The organism is Thermorhabdus hydrogeniformans (assembly GCF_049310025.1).
Classification (GTDB): Bacteria; Bacillota; Thermosediminibacteria; order Thermosediminibacterales; family Tepidanaerobacteraceae; genus JBJYKD01.
In genome coordinates this window covers 1-17884 of the sequence record NZ_JBJYKD010000005.1, presented here as the reverse complement: position 1 = coordinate 17884, position 17884 = coordinate 1, and the positions used below count along the sequence as shown (strand labels likewise).

At 51.1% G+C, this 17884-nt stretch carries 17 protein-coding genes and 1 pseudogene; 12 read left to right on the top strand and 6 right to left on the bottom strand.

Annotated features, from left to right (window positions below; translation table 11 throughout):
- The first annotated feature begins 119 nt into the window (after positions 1-119).
- The 10 genes from lon to ligA all read left to right on the top strand — a co-directional run bounded on the left by lon (position 120) and on the right by ligA (position 11516).
- A complete protein-coding gene (lon, locus tag ACKX14_RS03480; RefSeq protein WP_422444713.1) occupies positions 120-2507 on the top strand; it encodes an endopeptidase La in 2388 nt (795 codons plus the stop codon).
- 21 nt (positions 2508-2528) lie between these two features.
- Positions 2529-2681, top strand: a complete 153-nt coding sequence (locus ACKX14_RS03475; protein WP_422444711.1) for a hypothetical protein — start codon at positions 2529-2531, stop codon at positions 2679-2681.
- Complete coding sequence (locus ACKX14_RS03470; RefSeq protein WP_422444709.1) at positions 2668-3012, top strand: hypothetical protein; 345 nt, start codon at positions 2668-2670, stop codon at positions 3010-3012. Before ACKX14_RS03475 ends, ACKX14_RS03470 begins: the two co-directional genes overlap by 14 nt.
- A gap of 334 nt (positions 3013-3346) precedes the next feature.
- Positions 3347-3949: a BsuPI-related putative proteinase inhibitor gene (locus ACKX14_RS03465; RefSeq protein ID WP_422444707.1), complete on the top strand. Its 603-nt coding sequence runs from the start codon at positions 3347-3349 to the stop codon at positions 3947-3949.
- 310 nt (positions 3950-4259) lie between these two features.
- Positions 4260-5714 (top strand): aminotransferase class I/II-fold pyridoxal phosphate-dependent enzyme, encoded by a 1455-nt coding sequence (locus ACKX14_RS03460; RefSeq protein ID WP_422444705.1) that lies wholly within the window; start codon positions 4260-4262, stop codon positions 5712-5714.
- Between the two features lie 87 nt (positions 5715-5801).
- Positions 5802-6215: a universal stress protein gene (locus ACKX14_RS03455; protein ID WP_422444703.1), complete on the top strand. Its 414-nt coding sequence runs from the start codon at positions 5802-5804 to the stop codon at positions 6213-6215.
- 26 nt (positions 6216-6241) lie between these two features.
- Entirely contained in the window at positions 6242-6781 is a 540-nt protein-coding gene (locus ACKX14_RS03450; RefSeq protein WP_422444701.1) for a phosphatase PAP2 family protein, read from the top strand.
- A gap of 82 nt (positions 6782-6863) precedes the next feature.
- Positions 6864-7172 (top strand): YerC/YecD family TrpR-related protein, encoded by a 309-nt coding sequence (locus tag ACKX14_RS03445; RefSeq protein ID WP_422444699.1) that lies wholly within the window; start codon positions 6864-6866, stop codon positions 7170-7172.
- A 35-nt stretch (positions 7173-7207) separates the two neighbouring features.
- Entirely contained in the window at positions 7208-9454 is a 2247-nt protein-coding gene (gene pcrA, locus ACKX14_RS03440; RefSeq protein WP_422444697.1) for a DNA helicase PcrA, read from the top strand.
- Between the two features lie 37 nt (positions 9455-9491).
- Complete coding sequence (gene ligA / locus ACKX14_RS03435) at positions 9492-11516, top strand: NAD-dependent DNA ligase LigA (RefSeq protein WP_422444695.1); 2025 nt, start codon at positions 9492-9494, stop codon at positions 11514-11516.
- 73 nt (positions 11517-11589) lie between these two features.
- Here the strand turns inward: ligA and ACKX14_RS03430 are convergent, their stop codons facing one another.
- On the bottom strand, positions 11590-12771 hold the full coding sequence (locus ACKX14_RS03430; RefSeq protein WP_422444693.1) for a 6-phosphofructokinase: 1182 nt from the start codon (positions 12769-12771) through the stop codon (positions 11590-11592).
- A 233-nt stretch (positions 12772-13004) separates the two neighbouring features.
- On the bottom strand, positions 13005-13817 hold the full coding sequence (locus ACKX14_RS03425; RefSeq protein ID WP_422444691.1) for an ATP-binding protein: 813 nt from the start codon (positions 13815-13817) through the stop codon (positions 13005-13007).
- Positions 13818-14102: 285 nt separating this feature from the next.
- On the opposite strand from ACKX14_RS03425, the gene ACKX14_RS03420 reads away from it, so the two are divergent.
- Positions 14103-14696 (top strand): nucleoside recognition domain-containing protein, encoded by a 594-nt coding sequence (locus ACKX14_RS03420; RefSeq protein WP_422444689.1) that lies wholly within the window; start codon positions 14103-14105, stop codon positions 14694-14696.
- 45 nt (positions 14697-14741) lie between these two features.
- Positions 14742-15278 carry a spore maturation protein gene (locus ACKX14_RS03415; protein WP_422444687.1) on the top strand — a complete coding sequence of 179 codons (537 nt, stop codon included), beginning with the start codon at positions 14742-14744 and terminating at the stop codon, positions 15276-15278.
- On the opposite strand, the gene ACKX14_RS03410 is transcribed toward ACKX14_RS03415, so the two are convergent.
- From ACKX14_RS03410 to ACKX14_RS03395, 4 genes and pseudogenes are all read right to left on the bottom strand, one after another.
- Positions 15271-16011 carry a tRNA lysidine(34) synthetase gene (locus ACKX14_RS03410; protein WP_422444685.1) on the bottom strand — a complete coding sequence of 247 codons (741 nt, stop codon included), beginning with the start codon at positions 16009-16011 and terminating at the stop codon, positions 15271-15273. The genes ACKX14_RS03415 and ACKX14_RS03410 overlap by 8 nt on opposite strands.
- Before the next feature lie 4 nt (positions 16012-16015).
- The gene (gene ltaE / locus ACKX14_RS03405) at positions 16016-17050 is read right to left on the bottom strand and encodes a low-specificity L-threonine aldolase (protein ID WP_422444683.1); all 1035 of its coding nucleotides are present in this window, start codon (positions 17048-17050) and stop codon (positions 16016-16018) included.
- A gap of 285 nt (positions 17051-17335) precedes the next feature.
- Entirely contained in the window at positions 17336-17458 is a 123-nt protein-coding gene (locus tag ACKX14_RS03400) for a hypothetical protein (RefSeq protein ID WP_422444681.1), read from the bottom strand.
- Positions 17459-17554: 96 nt separating this feature from the next.
- Positions 17555-17884: pseudogene (locus tag ACKX14_RS03395) on the bottom strand (ISNCY family transposase); the annotation flags it as partial.

The window sequence follows — 17884 nt, the reverse complement described above, 5'->3', positions numbered from 1 at the left end:
GGCGTTCACCGCGTTTTGACGTCTAGTGGACCTGGCCCGATGACATAGACATGGCTGAATGCAGCCGGACGCCTTGGCGGTTGGGGAAGCAGTAGCGGATAAAGAATGGGGGGAACCAAGTGGAACAAACGGTTACTAGCCGCACGATACCTCTGCTACCTTTGAGGGGGTTAATCGTATTTCCAAACATGGTCCTGCACTTTGATGTCGGCAGGGACAAATCCATAGGGGCTCTTGAGGAAGCCATGGTAATGGACCAGAAAATCCTGCTGGTGACCCAGAAGGATGCTAAAGTTGAATTCCCGGAGACAGATGAGATTTATTCGGTGGGGACTGTGGCAAAAATCAAGCAGCTCCTAAAAATGCCACAGGATACCATCAGGGTATTGATAGAAGGGCTCAACCGCGGGATTGTAGAAGAATATGTCCAGACAGATCCGTTTTTCAAGGTCAGGATAAAAGAGGTGCATGAACAGCATGAAAAGGCCACTCCGGAGGAAGAAGCTCTGATGCGAAGCGTGATGAGCCTGTTCGAGCACTACCTGGACCTTACTCGAAAAATGCCCGCAGACGTGCTCCTTTCCCTGAGCAATGTCGCGCACCCGGGGCGATTTGCGGACATCGTCGCATCTTATCTGGCGATTAAGATCGAGGATAAACAGAAGATTCTGGAGATCCTCTCGTTTAAAAACCGTCTAGAAGCCCTGTTCAAGATTATTTCCCAGGAGATAGAAATCCTTGAGATTGAAAAGAAAATCAGCAGCCGGGTTAAGAAACAGATAGAAAAATCACAAAAAGAATACTATCTCCGCGAGCAGATGAAGGCCATACAAAAGGAACTGGGGCAGCAGGATGAGAGGACAGTGGAAGCCGACGAGTACAGGGAAAAGATAAAAGCGCTGGGAGTCTCCAGAGAGCTGGAAGAAAAGATGCTCAAAGAGGTCGACCGGCTGGAAAAAATGCCGCCGGCGGCCGCGGAGGTATCGGTAATAAGGACTTACCTGGACTGGCTGGTTTCTCTTCCGTGGAACACCTTTACCGAAGACAGGATTGACATAAAAATTGCCGAAGATGTCTTAAATGAGGATCATTACGGCCTCGAAAAAGTTAAAGAGCGCATTCTGGAATTTCTGGCGGTGAGGAAACTTTCCGGCAGGATAAAAGGCCCCATCCTCTGCCTGGTGGGGCCGCCGGGGGTTGGCAAGACGTCTCTCGCCAGGTCTATAGCCAGAGCCATGGACCGGAAGTTTGTGAGGATTTCGCTGGGCGGGGTGCGGGATGAAGCCGAGATACGGGGGCATCGCAGGACCTATGTGGGAGCCCTGCCCGGCAGGATTATCCAGGGCATGAAACAGGCGGGGTCCAGGAATCCCGTATTTCTTCTGGACGAGATTGACAAAATGAGCGCCGATTTCCGGGGAGATCCTTCGGCAGCACTGCTGGAGGTACTGGACCCCGAACAAAACAACAGCTTTTCGGACCATTATATAGAGCTGCCTTTTGATCTTTCCAGGGTGCTGTTCATAGCCACCGCCAACGCTGTTTACAACATTCCCAGGCCGCTCCTGGACCGCATGGAGACCGTGGTCATTCCGGGCTATACCGAGGTTGAAAAGCTGGAGATCGCAAAACGCCATCTTATCCCGAAACAGTTAAAAGAACACGGCCTGGCACCCGAGAGCATATCTTTTGCGGAGGATGCACTGCTGAAGATAATAAGAAATCACACCCGGGAGGCGGGGGTGCGAAACCTGGAACGGGAGATAGCAAATATCTGCAGGAAGATAGCCAGGGCGGTGGTCGAGGGCGAAAAGACGGATGTGGAAGTCGACGCCGGGCTGGTGGAAAAATTCCTCGGTGCACCCAGGTTCCATTACGGGGTCGTGGAAAAAGAGGACCTGGTGGGTGTGGCTACCGGCCTCGCCTGGACGGAAGCGGGCGGTGATATTTTAAACATAGAGGTTACCGTGATGAAAGGCAAGGGCAAGCTTATTCTGACAGGCAAGCTGGGCGATGTCATGCAGGAATCAGCCCACGCAGGTTACAGCTTTGTCAGATCCCGGGCTGAGGATCTAAACATTGACGAGGAATTTTACGAAAAGTATGATATTCACATACATGTGCCGGAAGGGGCCATACCAAAAGACGGGCCTTCAGCCGGAATCACTATGGCCTGCGCCATGATTTCGGCTTTAACGGGGAGGCCCGTAGACCGCACCGTAGCCATGACCGGAGAAATAACGCTCCGGGGCAGGGTGCTTCCCGTGGGAGGCATAAAGGAGAAAGTGCTGGCCGCCCACAGGGCCGGCATCAAGACGGTAATTCTGCCCGAGGAAAATACAAAAGACCTGGAGGAAGTCCCGAATAACATAAAAGACCACCTGTGCTTTGTTTTTGTCAGGACTATGGATGAGGTGATAGACAGGGCGTTAAAGCCGGCGCAGGAAGTGAATATGACTCATGTTGAAAAGAGCGAGGATAAGGGGATGAACATTTACCCCTCTTGAATAAAAGACTCGACAGGAGACATGCAGCTGGCCCGGGAGGTGTCAGACCTGAAGAATAAGCTGGCGCAGAAGGAAGCAGAACTGGGCCGGCTGCAACAGCAAAATACCGCCATGGCCTTCAAGATAAGCGACCTGGAGTCTCAAATTAAGAAACACCGGCATGGATTTCAATGACCTGGAGGATTACCTGAACGACGAATACGGGAGCAATCTTGACGATTACGACCCGGACTTCGGGGATATGGAAGCCGATATTGAAGTTGATGGAGACGAAGATTATGAAGATATTTATATTACCATAACGGTGGACACTTCGAAGTACGGCGAAGAATGGGATGATGTGTATGGCACGAGTGCTGCCGAAGACTGGATTTCCGACATAGTGCAAGATGTGCAGGATGAATACGAAGATTACGATATCAGCGGGGAAGTGGCAGATGAAGATGGAAGTACGCTTGCCACTTTTGAATTGACCTCGTCTGGAGTAGATATTACATGGAAATGAGTTACATATAGAATTCGTTTAAGTTAGTTACATATGGAATACATATAAGTTAAATATAAAATACATGGCAAAAAGGCATCTTTTGAACAGATATTTCCGCCGGCCGCATGGCTTGTTTACGCTGCCTCTGCCCGTTCCAGGAGGCGGCAATGGTCCCACTCACCTATGAAAAATCTTGGTGCCGATTGGTATCCGCCGGATACCGCGGCACCGCTTTTTTTATCACCAATACGAATAGTATTACATAGCATATATTAGGTTGGTTAAATTAAAAACCAGTCCATGGGGAAAAAGACGACGGCAGCCGGAAATTCATATGAAAGGAGGACTTTACTTGGTTGAATATGTGGTGCGTCCGGGAGACACGCTTACATCTATAGCCGAAAGGTTCGGGACAACGGTGGAAGCCATTGCAGCGGCCAATAACCTGGCAAATCCGGATATAATTTTTGTGGGCCAGGTATTGTTGATACCCGTTGAGGGGCCGGTTCCTGTCCCCCCCTGCCCGCCAACGCCGCCGCCCAGACCGCCGCGGCCCCCCTCCAGACCGACGGTTACCAGGACCTTTGACGGAGTACAGTACACCCTGAGCATTAACAAAGCGGTTTTCAGGCCGGGTGAGCCGATTGTAATAAGATTCAGAAAGAGGAATATACTAAATGTACCTCTGACGCTTACTTACAGGACCTCCCAGAGGGTGGATTTCAGAGTGACCCGGGATAATATGTTGATATGGCAGTGGTCCCAGAACCAGGCCTTTGCCCAGGTGGTGACCACGGATACATTCCGGCCAGGCGAGGAAAAGGTCTACCGTGTTACATGGGACCAGAGGACCGACAGCACCCTTGTGAGACCGGGAAGATACACACTTACCGGATGGAACCTGGCCACTCCCAGCATCAGGTTAAGCCTGGAGTTCCAGATAACCTCCCGCTAGAGTTTAATGGTGCAGCTGCTCAGGCGCCCTGATTACGATTCTATCAGCTTTAAGGTGCTGGGCCAGTTTGAATTTGCCGCAAGCAAGCTTTGGAGGGCGCCTCAGCAGCGGAACAAAAGCGGCCGGTGCAAATCTTATTATCGTTTTGGATTCGCACAAAGCGCGTCTGGAGCCTGTTGCTGGCGGAACTAAGGGTTAAAATGGGAAAAACTGCCACCGGTCTCGGGCAGTATACGGTGTGTTTGCGAAAAATTTGGACAGGCCGTTTGAAAACCGGATAAGTCCGGAGCTCGGAAGACGAGGAGGAAAAATGCTTTCCCAGGAAAATACCCCCCTTTTTGACGCATTGAAAAAATATATGGAACAAAAGACTATATCCTTTCACGTGCCGGGGCACAAGCACGGCGCCGGCAACCCCGAACTGCTCTTTTTTTTGGGCAAAAACGCTCTGAATATAGACCTCACCATAATGCCCGACCTGGACAGCATCATGCGGCCCACGGGAGTGATAAAACTGGCGGAGGAACTGGCTGCTGAGGCTTTCGGGGCGGACCGGGCCTTTTTCCTGGTCAACGGCACTTCATCGGGCATTCAGGCCATGATAATGGCCGCCTGCAGGGAAGGGGACAGGATACTACTGCCGCGGAACGTGCACAAATCAGTCATAAGCTCCCTCATCTTAAGCGGGGCGGAACCGGTGTATATCCGGCCTAAAATAGACGAAGAATTTGGAATCGCCATGGGCATAACGGCTGAAGATGCGGCCAACGCCATAAGGAAAAACCCCGAAGCCCGGGCGCTTTTTGTCATAAACACCACTTATTACGGAGTGGCGAGCCCCCTGCAAAAACTGGTGGAGCTTGCCCACGGTTCGGGTATGGCGGTGCTGGTGGACGAAGCCCACGGAGCCCATCTGAAATTTCACGAAAGCCTGCCGATCTGCGCTATGGAGGCGGGGGCCGATATGGCCGCTTCCAGCACCCACAAGCTGGCGGGCTCCCTTACCCAGAGTTCCATGCTGCTTTTGAAAGGGGAAAGGTTTTCCCCGTCTTATGTCAAATCTGTCCTGAACCTGTCCCAGACCACCAGCCCTTCATACATTCTGCTGGCCTCTCTGGACATTGCCAGGAAAAACATGGCTTTGAACGGCAAAAAACTCCTCTCAAAAGTCATAAGCCTGGCCCGGTGGGCGAGGTTAAAAATAAACTCCATACCTGGACTTTCTTGTATGGACACCGCCGTACTTGGGCTGGGAAGAGATTTTTCCCTGGATCCCACCAAGCTATGCATTAATGTAAAGCGGCTGGGGATTACCGGATATGAGGCATCAAGGATTCTCAGGAAAAAATTTCACATACAGGTGGAGCTTTCGGATTTTTACAACATTCTGGCGGTGGTCAGTATAGGAGATACGAAAAAAACCGTTTCCGCCCTGGTCGACGCCCTCGGGGCCATGGCACGGGAGTTTGGACGGGGATTAAAAAGCCGGAAACCGGCATTCATCCCCGACCCGCCCATCCCGGAACCGGCCCTTTTACCAAGGGAAGCCTTTTACAGCCCCAAACGCCCCCATCCCTTCAGGGAATCGGCGGGAAAAATTTCGGGGGAGATGATAATGGCCTATCCTCCGGGGATTCCCATCGTCTGTCCGGGTGAAATCATTACCCGCGATATAATAGACGAAGTTCTGCTTTTAAAAGATGCGGGCGGCCTCATTCAGGGTGCGGAAGATGAAAAACTCGAGTACATCAGAGTCATAAAATGAAATTCTTATTCATTGCACAACCTGTAGGTTTCATATATAATTAAAAATGAAGGTTCTTTAAAAAAGAACGAAAGGAGAATGGACCATATGATGGTCATATTTGACCCTGGAGTCGAGCACAGGATTATGGTGTGCGTGACACCGCAGAAAAGCTGTGAAAGACTGATTCAGCGCGGTGCGGCCAGGGCCAAAGAAAAGAACGGGGAGTTTTGCGTGGTTTATGTCAACAAGAGGCAGGACTTAAACAGGGATTTAAAGGAACACAAGATTTTGCTTGAACTTTTCGAGCTGGCAAAGGATCATGGAGGGACAGTTTCGATACTTTCCGGAGAAAAGGTGTACGACACCCTGGCGGAGTTCGCCAGGAATAACAGGATAACGCACATAATAGTCGGAAAATCGCTCAGATCGGCCTTCGAAATTCAAAAAAGCGGCGAAGTAATAAATCCGCTTATTAAAGCTGTGGAAAAGAACGGAATAGTTGTGGAAGTGGTGGATTGAGTTTAAGAGGCAGAGGGGGATTTTTTTTGAAGGGATTTTGGAATTTTCTTCACCACAAAGATACACGAATATTTATATATTTCAATCAAAGGTTGCGGTGCAGGTTCCTCGACTTTGTAATGCCGCGCATCACGCACCTGGGCGGAGCGACCTTTACCACGCTTCTTTGCCTTTTGATGTACGCTTTCGGCCAGAGGGAAACCAAACTGGCGGCTACAGAAGCCTTCATAACCATAACAGGCAGCCAGGGCATCGTCCAGCTTTTTAAAAAAATCATTTACCGCAAAAGGCCATATATGGTGCTGCCCGAAGTAAAGACCTTCTGGCGAAAACTGCTGAAGGATTATTCCTTCCCGTCGGGGCACACCACCGCGGGTTTCTCCCTGGCGGTGATTCTGTCCATATATTTTCCGTCTTACAGCTATGTCATTTATTCCCTGGCCGCGATGGTGGGGCTTTCCCGTATTTATACGGGGATGCATTATCCCTCGGACGTATTGAGCGGCGCCTTTCTGGGTACCACCTTCGCTTTTCTCACCCATGCCATTAGAAGAATACTAGTGTGATAATTTTATAGTTTAAAGCAGGAATAAAGGTTTTTTTGGCGAAGAAGTGTATTAGAAATAATTTTGAATTCGGGGTGGTGGCATGGAATTAGAAGGTCTGAGAGGGCCCGGCATTGACAGGCTCTTCGATGCCATTTTACTGCTGGAAACCAGGGAAGAATGTTACCGGTTTTTTGAAGACATCTGCACAATAGGAGAAATACAGGCCATGGCCCAGAGGCTGCAGGTAGCCGAGATGCTGAAGGCGGGGCGCACTTACACCGACATTGCCCAGATCACCGGCGCCAGCACCGCTACCATAAGCCGGGTCAAGCGTTTTTTAAATTACGGCGCCAACGGTTATAACATGATTTTGGAAAGGCTCGCGAAAAAGGATAGAGAAAACATGTAGCGTGGTCTCCACGCTTTTTTATTGGGAGGTTTTCGATGGATTTTCTGAAAGATTTAAACGCACAGCAAAAGAAGGCTGTCACGCACCCGGGAGGGCCCCTGCTCGTGCTGGCGGGGGCCGGCAGCGGCAAGACACGGGTGCTTACCTACAGGGTGGCCTACCTTATAGAGAGGATGGGAGTCGACCCTAAGAGCATCCTTGCCATCACCTTTACCAACAAGGCCGCCCGGGAGATGAAAGAGAGGATCGAGGCGCTGCTGCCGGGAGTGCGAGGCCTCCTGGTCAGCACCTTTCACTCGGCCTGCGTCAGGTTTTTGCGGTCCGATATAGACAAGCTGGGTTACAGCAGGAATTTTATCATATTTGACACGCAGGACCAGCAGGCGTTGATGAAGGACTGCCTCAAAGAGCTGAATATCGATGAGAAAAAATATGCTCCGTCAGGGGTGCTGAATTATATAAGCAGGGCCAAGGACAGGCTGCTCACCCCGGAAGATTGCATGGATGAGGCCAAAAATATCAGGGAAAAAACCATGGCGCAAATATACGGGCACTACCAGAAACGGCTTCGAGAAAACAACGCCCTGGACTTTGACGATATAATCATGAACACGGTGGAACTTTTTCGGGAGAGGCCCGAGGTGCTCTCGTTCTATCAGGACAGGTTCCGGCATATCCTGGTGGACGAGTACCAGGACACCAACCGCGCGCAGTACGAACTCCTGAGACTTCTGGCCGGGAAGCACAGGAACCTTTGCGTGGTGGGAGACGACGACCAGAGCATCTACGGTTTCAGGGGGGCGGACATCCGGAACATCCTGGACTTCGAGGAAGACTTCCCGGACGCCACGGTAATCCGCCTGGAGCAAAACTACCGCTCCACACGGAATATTCTGGATGCCGCCAACAGCGTCATAGACCACAACTTCGGCCGCAAGAAAAAAACGCTCTGGACCAAAAATGAGAAGGGTGAAAAGGTGCGGTGCATCACCCTGGACAATGAACACGAGGAGGCCTTCTTCATTGTCCGGGAAATAGAAAACCTGGTTTTGCGGGAGCGCATGAGATACGGAGATTTTGCGGTGCTTTACAGGACCAACGCCCAGTCCAGGGTGCTGGAAGAAGTCATGGTCAAGATGGGCCTCCCATACAGGATGGTGGGAGGCGTCAGGTTTTACCAGAGAAAAGAAATCAAGGATTTGCTGGCCTACCTGAGGGTGGTGGCGAACCCTTCGGACAATGTCAGCCTTGTGAGAATCATTAACGTCCCGCGGCGGGGGATAGGCGACGCCACCGTGAGCGGCCTGAAAGCCCTGGCCGCCGAAAAAAACTCCAGCATTTTTGGAATAATAAAGGATGTGGACGACACTCCCTTTTCACCAGCCGTCAAAGGCAAGCTCCGCAGGTTTGGCGACCTCATAGAAGACTTCATTAAGACTTCGGCCGGTATGACCGTTTCGGAACTGATGGATTATATCCTTGACAGGACCGGCTATGTGGATGAGCTTATCGCCGAAAACACCCCCGATGCTCAGAGCCGCCTGGAAAATCTGAAAGAAATGATATCCGCCGCCCTGGAATTTGAAAAGAGGTCCCCGGGGGCGAGCCTGGAAGATTTCCTGGCGGAGCTGGCACTGATTTCCGATGTGGATGAGCTGGACGAAAGGGAAGAGGCTGTGGTGCTTATGACCCTTCACAGCGCAAAGGGTTTGGAGTTTCCGGTGGTGTTCCTGGCGGGCATGGACGAGGGAATTTTTCCGCATTCCAGGTCCATTCTGGATGAGGAGGAGATTGAAGAGGAACGGCGCCTTTGCTACGTGGGCATAACCAGGGCCAGGAAAATGCTTTATCTTACCCGGGCATGGCAGCGGAACATCTACGGAAATACGTCCTATTACCCTGCTTCCAGGTTCCTGAACGAAATACCGCCGGAACTGCTGGAGGAACTTACCCCCGATGGAGAAAACGGCGTCGCGAGCGCCACGGAAAGATCAAATGCCGGCATTGCCGCGGGAGGAAGATATGGCGCGGCATCCCGTCCAGGAGGCGGTGCAAACTTCAAAGAGCGGGTTACTTCCGGCGGAAGCTGCGGCAATTTCGGGGATGGCGGTTTCCTGCCGGGCGATCTGAAGCCCGGAGACCGCGTAAGACATTCCAAATGGGGTGAGGGCACCGTGGTGGACCTGGAGGGTATGGACGAGGACGCGGAGATAACCATAAATTTTCCCTCGGTAGGAGTAAAACACTTGATATTGAAATATGCGCCGATTATAAAGGTATGATCGGTATGGGAAACTTAAATGTAAATAGACGGAGAGGATGAGTTTTTTGGACAGGGAGCAGGCCGAAAAGCGCATCAAAGAATTGAGAGAAATCATAAATTATCATAACAGGCAGTATTACGTGTATGACAATCCGGTCATATCCGATGCCGAATACGACAAACTGATGAGGGAACTGGAAGAGCTGGAGAGAAAATTCCCGGAATTAATCACCCCCGACTCGCCCACCCAGAGGGTGGGAGGAGAGCCCCTGCCCGCCTTCCGGCAGGTAACGCACCGGATGCCGATGATGAGCCTTGCCGACGCCTTTGACGAAGGAGAGCTCAGGGATTTTCACCGGCGGGTGACAGAAATTGTGGGCAATGATGTGGAATACGTGGTGGAGTTAAAAATCGACGGCCTGGCCGTTTCCCTCACCTACGAAGACGGCATCCTCACCACCGCCGCCACTCGGGGCGACGGCGTGGTGGGAGAGGATGTTACGCAGAATGTAAAGACGATAAAGAGCGTACCGTTACGGCTCGATTTTCCAGAGGGTAAAAGACCCTCCGTTATAGAGGTGCGGGGGGAGGTATATCTTCCCAAAGAAGGATTCAAAAAATTAAACGAAGAAAGGGAGGACATGGAACTTCCCCTTTTTGCAAACCCCAGAAACGCAGCGGCCGGATCATTAAGACAACTGGACCCGAAGGTGACCGCTTCAAGGCCTCTTTCCACATTTATGTACGGCGTGGGATATGCGGAAGGCGTTGAATTCAAGACCCATTATGAAATTCTGGAGTTTTACAGGGAAATAGGACTCCGGGTAAACCCTCACATAGTCCTGCTAAAAAATTTTCAGGATGTCATAGACTACTGCCTGGGCTGGGCGGATAAAAGAGACACCCTTCCCTACGAAATCGACGGCCTTGTTATCAAAGTGAATTCCCTGGAGCAGCAGCGCATGCTGGGGGCCACCGCCAAAAGCCCCCGCTGGGCCGTTGCCTACAAATTCCCCGCCGAAAAGAAGACCACCGTGATAGAGGACATAATAGTCCGTGTGGGCAGAACAGGGATCCTCACCCCCACGGCGGTGCTTACGCCGGTCAGGATAGCCGGGTCTACCGTGAGCCGGGCGACCCTTCACAATGAGGATTATATTAAAGACAAGGATATACGCATAGGAGATACCGTGGTGGTGCAGAAAGCCGGCGACATAATCCCGGAAGTGGTGGAAGTGATTAAAGAAAAGCGGACGGGGAAGGAACTGGAATTCAGGATGCCTCACCGCTGTCCCGAGTGCGGCGCCGATGCCATAAGGCTTCCGGGGGAGGCAGCCTATCGCTGCACCGGGGTTTCATGCCCCGCACAGATAAGAAGGAGTATCATTCACTTTGCCTCGAGAGACGCCATGGACATCCGGGGCCTCGGGCCGGCAATAGTTTCACTGCTGCTTGAAAGAGGGCTGATAAAGGATGCGGCGGATCTTTATTATCTCAAGCGGGAAGATATTGTCCCGCTGGAGCGCATGGGCGAAAAGTCCGCGGCCAACCTGCTTTCGGCCATAGAAAAGAGCAAGGAGCAGCCGCTGGACCGCCTCATATACGCCCTGGGCATTCCATTCATAGGTTCTAAAGCCGCATCCATCCTGGCCGACGCCTTTGGCTCAATGACCAATTTGGAAAATGCCGCTTATGAAGAATTAATAAATATTCCGGAAATCGGAGATAAAATGGCCGAAAGCATCGTCACTTTCTTTAAGCAGGATCAGACGAGAAAACTTCTTTCCCGCCTGAAGGAAGCAGGGGTAAACATGGAGGCGGAAAAGAAACAGGAAGGGCCCCGGCCTCTGGAAGGCCTGACCTTCGTTTTGACCGGCACCCTTGAGCGTTACACCCGCCAGCAGGCCACGGAACTTATAGAGAAGCTGGGCGGCCGTGTGGCGGGCAGTGTCAGCAAGAAGACCGACTATGTGGTGGTGGGACAGGATCCGGGTTCCAAATACGACAAAGCAGTTAAACTCGGGATTAAGATTTTGAATGAAGGGCAATTCGAAGAAATGATAAAGAGTTATAATCGATAAAAAACAGGGTGAAAGGGAAAATCCCCCTTCACCTTTTTTTAAACTCAAAAATTAATTCGGGAAGGAAGTGCTCTTAGATAAACCTGATGTACTTTGGAAGACCTTTTTCAAACGGCACTTTCACCTCGCCCTGGATTAAAGGCAGCATGTATTCGATAGCCTCGGGGGTTACCCACTGGTTTTCGGTGTCAATCCACTCCCGGGGGAAGGTCTTGATTTTGCCCGCCACATCCTGAAGCGGCACGGTGGATGTGACAAAACCGCTGTCGCACCTCACAATGGACACCATAACGCCTGTCCGCCCTTCCATGGCGTATTTTACGCCGTCGCGACCCACCATGACGGCCGCTTCATTGTCCGCCGCCGAAGCCATGTGTGCCGCACATCTCTGGAGGATGTTCAGTTCTATGGATTTTACCCGCTTTTCGATATTGTTTTTGACCAGGTGCTCCAGGTATTTCCCCACTCCGCCCATCTGTGCGTTATTGAAGGCGTCGGTGGAGTTTTCCCGCAGGTATGCGTATTTCCCGCCGCTGTCTTTAATGCCCTCAGAAACTACTATAAAAACCTTGCCTTTTTTCCTGCAGGCCTTCTCCACCTGCCGCAAGAATTCGCTTTCTTCGAAAGGCACTTCAGGAAGGTAAATGAGATGCGGGGAATCCACCACCTCGTTCCGGGCCAGCGCCCCCGCAGCAGCCAGAAACCCGCTGTCCCTGCCCATCACCTCGACTATGGTTATGATGTTTTTGTCGTATACGTCCGAATCCAGGGCCATTTCCCTTATGGAAGCCGCTATGAACTTTGCGGCGCTGCCGTAGCCGGGACAAAAGTGGGTGTTTACCAGATCGTTGTCGATGGTCTTGGGTATACCGATAATTTTTATGTCATATCCTTTTTCCCGGGCATAACCTGCAAGCTTATGGGCGGTATCCATGGAGTCGTTGCCGCCGATGTAAAAGAAATACCCTATGCCGTACTTTTCAAAAGTCCTGAAGGCAGCGTCAAACTCTTCCTCTTTCAACTTGTGGCGGCATGAGCCGAAAGCAGACGAAGGGGAGAACCTCAAGGTTTCAAGGCTACTATCCGAGATGTCGCCAACTTCAATGAGGTTGTCCTTGAGTATTCCCTCAACTCCAAATCTCGCAGCGTAAATCCTTCTGCCGTATTTTTTTGCCTCTTTGATTATACCGTAGCAACTGGCGTTTATTACCGACGTGGGTCCCCCCGATTGGGCGAATAGCACATTTTTCTGCATATGACCCTCTCCCTTCTAAAATTTTATGAGCTAATGAAAATGAAGCACAGGCGGCGATACGGATGTAATAAATATATCACAAATTCATTTCTTTTAGAATGAGCTTCCTTTTTTCAGAAAAAGCCGGGTTATAAATTTAATGCGTACCGGTGAATAAATAAAAAGCCTGATCCTGATTCGGCCAAGATACAGGCTTTTTGTTTTTTGATTTATATAGTTAAACTATAGTTAAACTACCACCTGGCGTCTCCTTCGATTCCAATTTCAACGGCCCTTAGCGGGATGTTTTTCCCCGAGCGGGCCAGGGCTTCCTCCACTATCCCGACCATCCCGAAGCAGCAGGGGACCTCCATGTGAGCTACCGTGATGCTTTTTATATCGTTTCTGCGCAGGATTTCCGCCAGTTTTTCCACATAATAACCGCCGTCGTCCAGCTTGGGGCATCCCACCACCACGCTCCTGCCCTTAAGCAGCCCCAGGTGGTAGTCGGGATATGCCACTGCCGCGCAGTCGGCGGTTACAAGCAGCTCCGCCCCATCAAAGTAAGGGGCGTCCACGGGGACGAGCATAAGCTGGACCGGCCACTGCCGGAGCTGGGATTTTATGCTTACGGTCACGTCGCTGCCGGAGGATTCAAGTCGGTCTGGTGATTCAGTCTTGACCTGAATGTTTTCCGGTTTTTCGGGATGAGCCCCTCGGGAGCCAGGGTACACGGTTCCGCCCGCAGGGTCTTTCCGCCTCAAATCCATCATTCGGCTTCCCGGGCAGGAAAATCCGTGAGCCGGGGCGTTTTTATCCCCCTTTATTGTCACCAGGTGCTGCCGGACGGCCTCCTCATCAAATTCCTCGGCCTCCCGCTCGATTATGGTGATGGCGCCGCGGGGGCACTCACCCAGACAGGCCCCCAGCCCGTCGCAGTATTTGTCCGAAACCAGCCTTGCCTTGCCGTCGATGATTTTAATGGCGCCTTCGGCGCACGCCGGAATGCACAACCCGCATCCGTTGCATTTATCTTCGTCGATGTGAACAATCTTTCTCTTTGGCATTTAGTTTCCTCCTTTTCGATATTCAGGCGCTTACCTTTGCTGTTGCCGGGCCGTATATATGAAGCTTTGGGTTTTAAGGCCCGGATGTAAAACGAATTTATAGATTTATATATGCTGATTTCGTCTTGCAGAGCCCCTTCAACAATAATGTTAGCATTATTTATTCGGCCCGGCTGTGATTTTACTCACAGTTTTTATTTAAAAACCAGGCAAGTTCCGGATTTTTTTTCATAAAAATAGTTAAAGAGAGAAGTTGACAATACATTCATGGGAGGAAGCCGGATTATGAACTGGATATTTTCTTTTTTTATTCTAGGAGGAATACTGGTGGCGGCATTTAACGGTAAGATTGACGTGATAACCCAGGCTGCCATGACATCGGCCAACAGCGCCGTCCAGAGGGCCGTAAGCCTCATCGGGGTTGTCAGCCTCTGGCTGGGCGTAGCCAGGGTTGCGGAAAGGTCTGGACTCATCGACGGCATGAGCCGCGCCATTGCGCCGTTTTTTCGCTGGCTGTTCCCCTCGATACCGAAGGGTCACCCGGCACTGGCGTGCATATTGATGAACCTCAGCGCCAATATGCTCGGGTTCGGCAATGCAGCGACGCCTTTCGGGCTAAAGGCCATGAAAGAACTGCAGAAATTAAACAAAAAGCCCGACACCGCCACCGAAGCCATGTGCACCTTTCTCGCGATAAACACTTCCAGCGTCACACTGGTGCCGGCCACCATAGTGGCTCTGAGGGCTTCGGCGGGATCCAAAAACCCCTCGGAGGTGGTGGGGGCCATATTATTTGCCACCACATGTTCCACACTGGCGGCCATAACGGCGGATTTTTTCATAAGGATGATTAATCGCAAAAGGCCGGGGGGAAATTGAATAAGGCGGATGAAATTTTTGATAAATTCCGGGTGGGTGATGTAAATGACCGCAGAAGCGCTGGGTATGAGTTTTTCCTGGATCATACCTTTGATGATTCTTGTGGTATTTTCTCACGCTTACATGAAAGGGGTCAGGATATTCGAGGTCTTTGTGGAGGGCGCCAGGGAAGGGTTTATGATGGCTGTAAGGCTTGTTCCGTACCTCATAGCCATTTATGTGGCGGTGGGCATATTCAGGGAATCCGGGGCCATTTATATTCTGGTGGAACTTCTTTCGCCGGTGCTGAACTTTTTTAGAGTACCCACCGAGGCCTTCTTTTTATCAATAGTTAGAACCCTTTCGGGGCCCGCGGCCCTGGGGATGATGCTGGAGATTTTTGACGCCCACGGGCCCGATTCGTTCATGGGGAGACTCGCCTCCACGCTGGTGGGTTCCACCGACACCACCTTTTACATCGTGGCTGTGTACTTTGGCTCCGTGGGCATACGAAACACACGATATGCGATACCCCTGGGAATTATAGCAGATATTGGCGGCTTTGTGGCGTCGGTTTATATCGTAAGGAGATTGTTCAGTTGATAAAATTATCCGGAAATTCCGGCCGGAAGAAATTCTTTCGCTTTATGGCCGCCAGAATGTTGGCGGCGGCTTTGGGATAGATCTCCTCCATACGGCGTAGCAGGGCTTTCATTTCACCGCGCATGGTCTTTCCAGACGCCGGGCATGGGTTTTCGACAACGGGGAGTCCCCTGGCGTTGACAATGCTTTTTATTGTCCTTTCGTCGAGGTAAATCAGCGGCCTTATAAGGGTAAGATTTTTGCGGGAAAGATACGTTGTTGGTTCAAAGGTGTAAAACCTCCCCGTGAAAATGAGGTTCAAAAAGAGCGTCTCTATGGCGTCGTCGGCGTGGTGGGCCAGGGCCACCTTGTTGCAGCCCAGCATGAGAGCGGCGTTGTCCAGGGCGCCCCTGCGCATTTTGGAACATAATGAACATGGATTTGGTTCCTTGCGGATATCGAACACCAGAGGGCCTATCTGGGTCTTAATGATTTCCAGAGTTACTCCAAGCTCATCGCAGAATTTCCGGATCGATCCAAAATCCATACCCCATCCGAGGTCAATGGATACAGCCACCATGTCGAATTTGAGCGGCGAGTATTTTCTCACCGCATCCAGGATAAAAAGCAGCGCGCTGGAATCTTTGCCGCCCGACACTCCCACGGCGATTTTATCGCCGTTTTTTATCATATCGTAGTCGATGATTGCCTTTTTAACTCTGGTCAAAAACCACTTGCCGTAATTTTTGTCCATGTTTTTACTCCTTTGCGATCTTATTCACCGCGCTTATGGCATATTCCACATCCTCTTTCTCAATGCCGTAATGTGTCACAAATCGGACGGAGGTGCCGCGACCCCCGTTTATTTTTACCCCGTGCCCGTAAAGCCGGCGGGCAAACTCCTCACCGTCCATACCAAGGCCGGCGATATCGCAGATGACTATGTTGGTCTGGACGGTGTCCATATCTATCCGGATACCCGATATGGAATTCAGACCTTCGGCGAGTAACCGGGCATTGGCGTGGTCTTCTTCCAGCCTTCCGGTCATCTTTTCCAGGGCCACTATGCCGGCGGCCGCCAGGAATCCCGCCTGCCGGAGCCCTCCGCCCAGCATCTTGCGGAACTTTCGGGCGCGGGCGATGAATTCTTTTGTTCCGGCCACAATAGAGCCCACCGGCGCGCAGAGGCCTTTTGAAAGGCAGAACATTACCGAATCGGCGTACCGGGCAATTTCCTTTACCGGAACATTAAGATATGTGGCGGCGTTGAAAATACGGGCTCCGTCCATATGGACCGGAATGCCGTGCTTTCCAGCCGTCTCATAAGTCTTTTTCAAGGTCTCCATCGGGATTACTGTACCGCCGGCCCTGTTGTGGGTGTTCTCGACGCAGATAAGGCCGGTCCGGGGCTGGTGGATATCATCCGGCCTTATGGCGGCTTCAATGTCTGCCGGATCCATGACGCCCCTGTTCCCGCGAAGGAGCCTGGCCTGGACACCGGCAAGATAGCCTATACCCCCCACCTCGTAGGTTATTATGTGACACTTTTCCTCGAGGATGATTTCATCGCCGGGCCGGGTATGTGTCATGACGCAGACCTGATTCCCCTGGGTGCCGCTGGTGACGAACATGGCGGCTTCCTTTCCCGTGATTTCGGCGGCCATTTGCTCCAGGCGATTGACGGTGGGGTCTTCTCCATATACATCGTCGCCCACTTCGGCGCGGTACATGGCCTCCCGCATCTCCGGAGTGGGAAGGGTAACGGTATCGCTCCTCAGATCTATGAATTTCATGCGATTTGCCTCCTCTGAAGTGTAGTATAATATACAATTCTCTTCCGGCGCGCGAAATCCTGCTGGCTGCTCACTAAAAAAGAGATTGCAAAAGAACGCCTGCAATTCTGTATAAAAGAGAAACAAACATGAAAAAGATGTGCAGAAAAATCTATGCTTCCAAAAATTTACTATAAAATGACTGCAATTATGGTCTAAAACTTATGTCAATATCTTTTAAAAATGTCACCTAAAAATAGGCCAAAACGCGGTTAATTATCGCATGAAAATGTCACCTTAAAAGAATCAAAATATGAGGGGGTTTGCCCCCACACCCTCATCCTCGCCGGAGGGCAGAGGGGCAACTTTAAACTGCCACCTGAAGACAAAAGGATACTGTTCACATGCTGTCAAGACCTTTCGCGGCATAAACGGGAACCCTCCCTCAAAGCGGGCCCCTCCCATTTATTCCACGGTGCCTTGACAGCATTCAGATAAATGAAGATAAAACAGACTTTGTAAAAATCAGGCAAATTTTTTGTATTTACCAAGGAAAATTTCTTGAAGCATTTCAAGAATCTCGCGATCACTTTCCTCGAAAGTAACAGGTTTAAAGAGGCTCTGGCCATATTTGTAGTAGTGAGAATCAGGCGGCCTGTAAGTCGATTTCGGTTCTTTAGGGCTACCGGCAGCAGACTTTTTTGGCTTAACAAACGGCACAGTTTCATAAATTCTCCCATTGTATTCCACCCATACACCTGTTATACTACTAATAAACACATTAACAGTTGTATGGGCCGGAATGGAAGGCTGGTTTTCTTTTTGAATGACCTTGAACTGCTTACCGTAGAAAGA

Bases quoted from the DNA above. Each gene is read 5' to 3' on its own strand.
- ACKX14_RS03475 (WP_422444711.1), top strand. From the start codon at position 2,529: ATGCAGCTGGCCCGGGAGGTGTCAGACCTGAAGAATAAGCTGGCGCAG.
- ACKX14_RS03470 (WP_422444709.1), top strand. From the start codon at position 2,668: ATGGATTTCAATGACCTGGAGGATTACCTGAACGACGAATACGGGAGC.
- ACKX14_RS03460 (WP_422444705.1), top strand. From the start codon at position 4,260: ATGCTTTCCCAGGAAAATACCCCCCTTTTTGACGCATTGAAAAAATAT.
- ACKX14_RS03455 (WP_422444703.1), top strand. From the start codon at position 5,802: ATGATGGTCATATTTGACCCTGGAGTCGAGCACAGGATTATGGTGTGC.
- ACKX14_RS03445 (WP_422444699.1), top strand. From the start codon at position 6,864: ATGGAATTAGAAGGTCTGAGAGGGCCCGGCATTGACAGGCTCTTCGAT.
- pcrA (WP_422444697.1), top strand. From the start codon at position 7,208: ATGGATTTTCTGAAAGATTTAAACGCACAGCAAAAGAAGGCTGTCACG.
- ligA (WP_422444695.1), top strand. From the start codon at position 9,492: ATGAGTTTTTTGGACAGGGAGCAGGCCGAAAAGCGCATCAAAGAATTG.
- ACKX14_RS03430 (WP_422444693.1), bottom strand. From the start codon at position 12,771: ATGCAGAAAAATGTGCTATTCGCCCAATCGGGGGGACCCACGTCGGTA.
- ACKX14_RS03425 (WP_422444691.1), bottom strand. From the start codon at position 13,817: ATGCCAAAGAGAAAGATTGTTCACATCGACGAAGATAAATGCAACGGA.
- ACKX14_RS03420 (WP_422444689.1), top strand. From the start codon at position 14,103: ATGAACTGGATATTTTCTTTTTTTATTCTAGGAGGAATACTGGTGGCG.
- ACKX14_RS03415 (WP_422444687.1), top strand. From the start codon at position 14,742: ATGACCGCAGAAGCGCTGGGTATGAGTTTTTCCTGGATCATACCTTTG.
- ACKX14_RS03410 (WP_422444685.1), bottom strand. From the start codon at position 16,011: ATGGACAAAAATTACGGCAAGTGGTTTTTGACCAGAGTTAAAAAGGCA.
- ltaE (WP_422444683.1), bottom strand. From the start codon at position 17,050: ATGAAATTCATAGATCTGAGGAGCGATACCGTTACCCTTCCCACTCCG.
- ACKX14_RS03400 (WP_422444681.1), bottom strand. From the start codon at position 17,458: ATGCCGCGAAAGGTCTTGACAGCATGTGAACAGTATCCTTTTGTCTTC.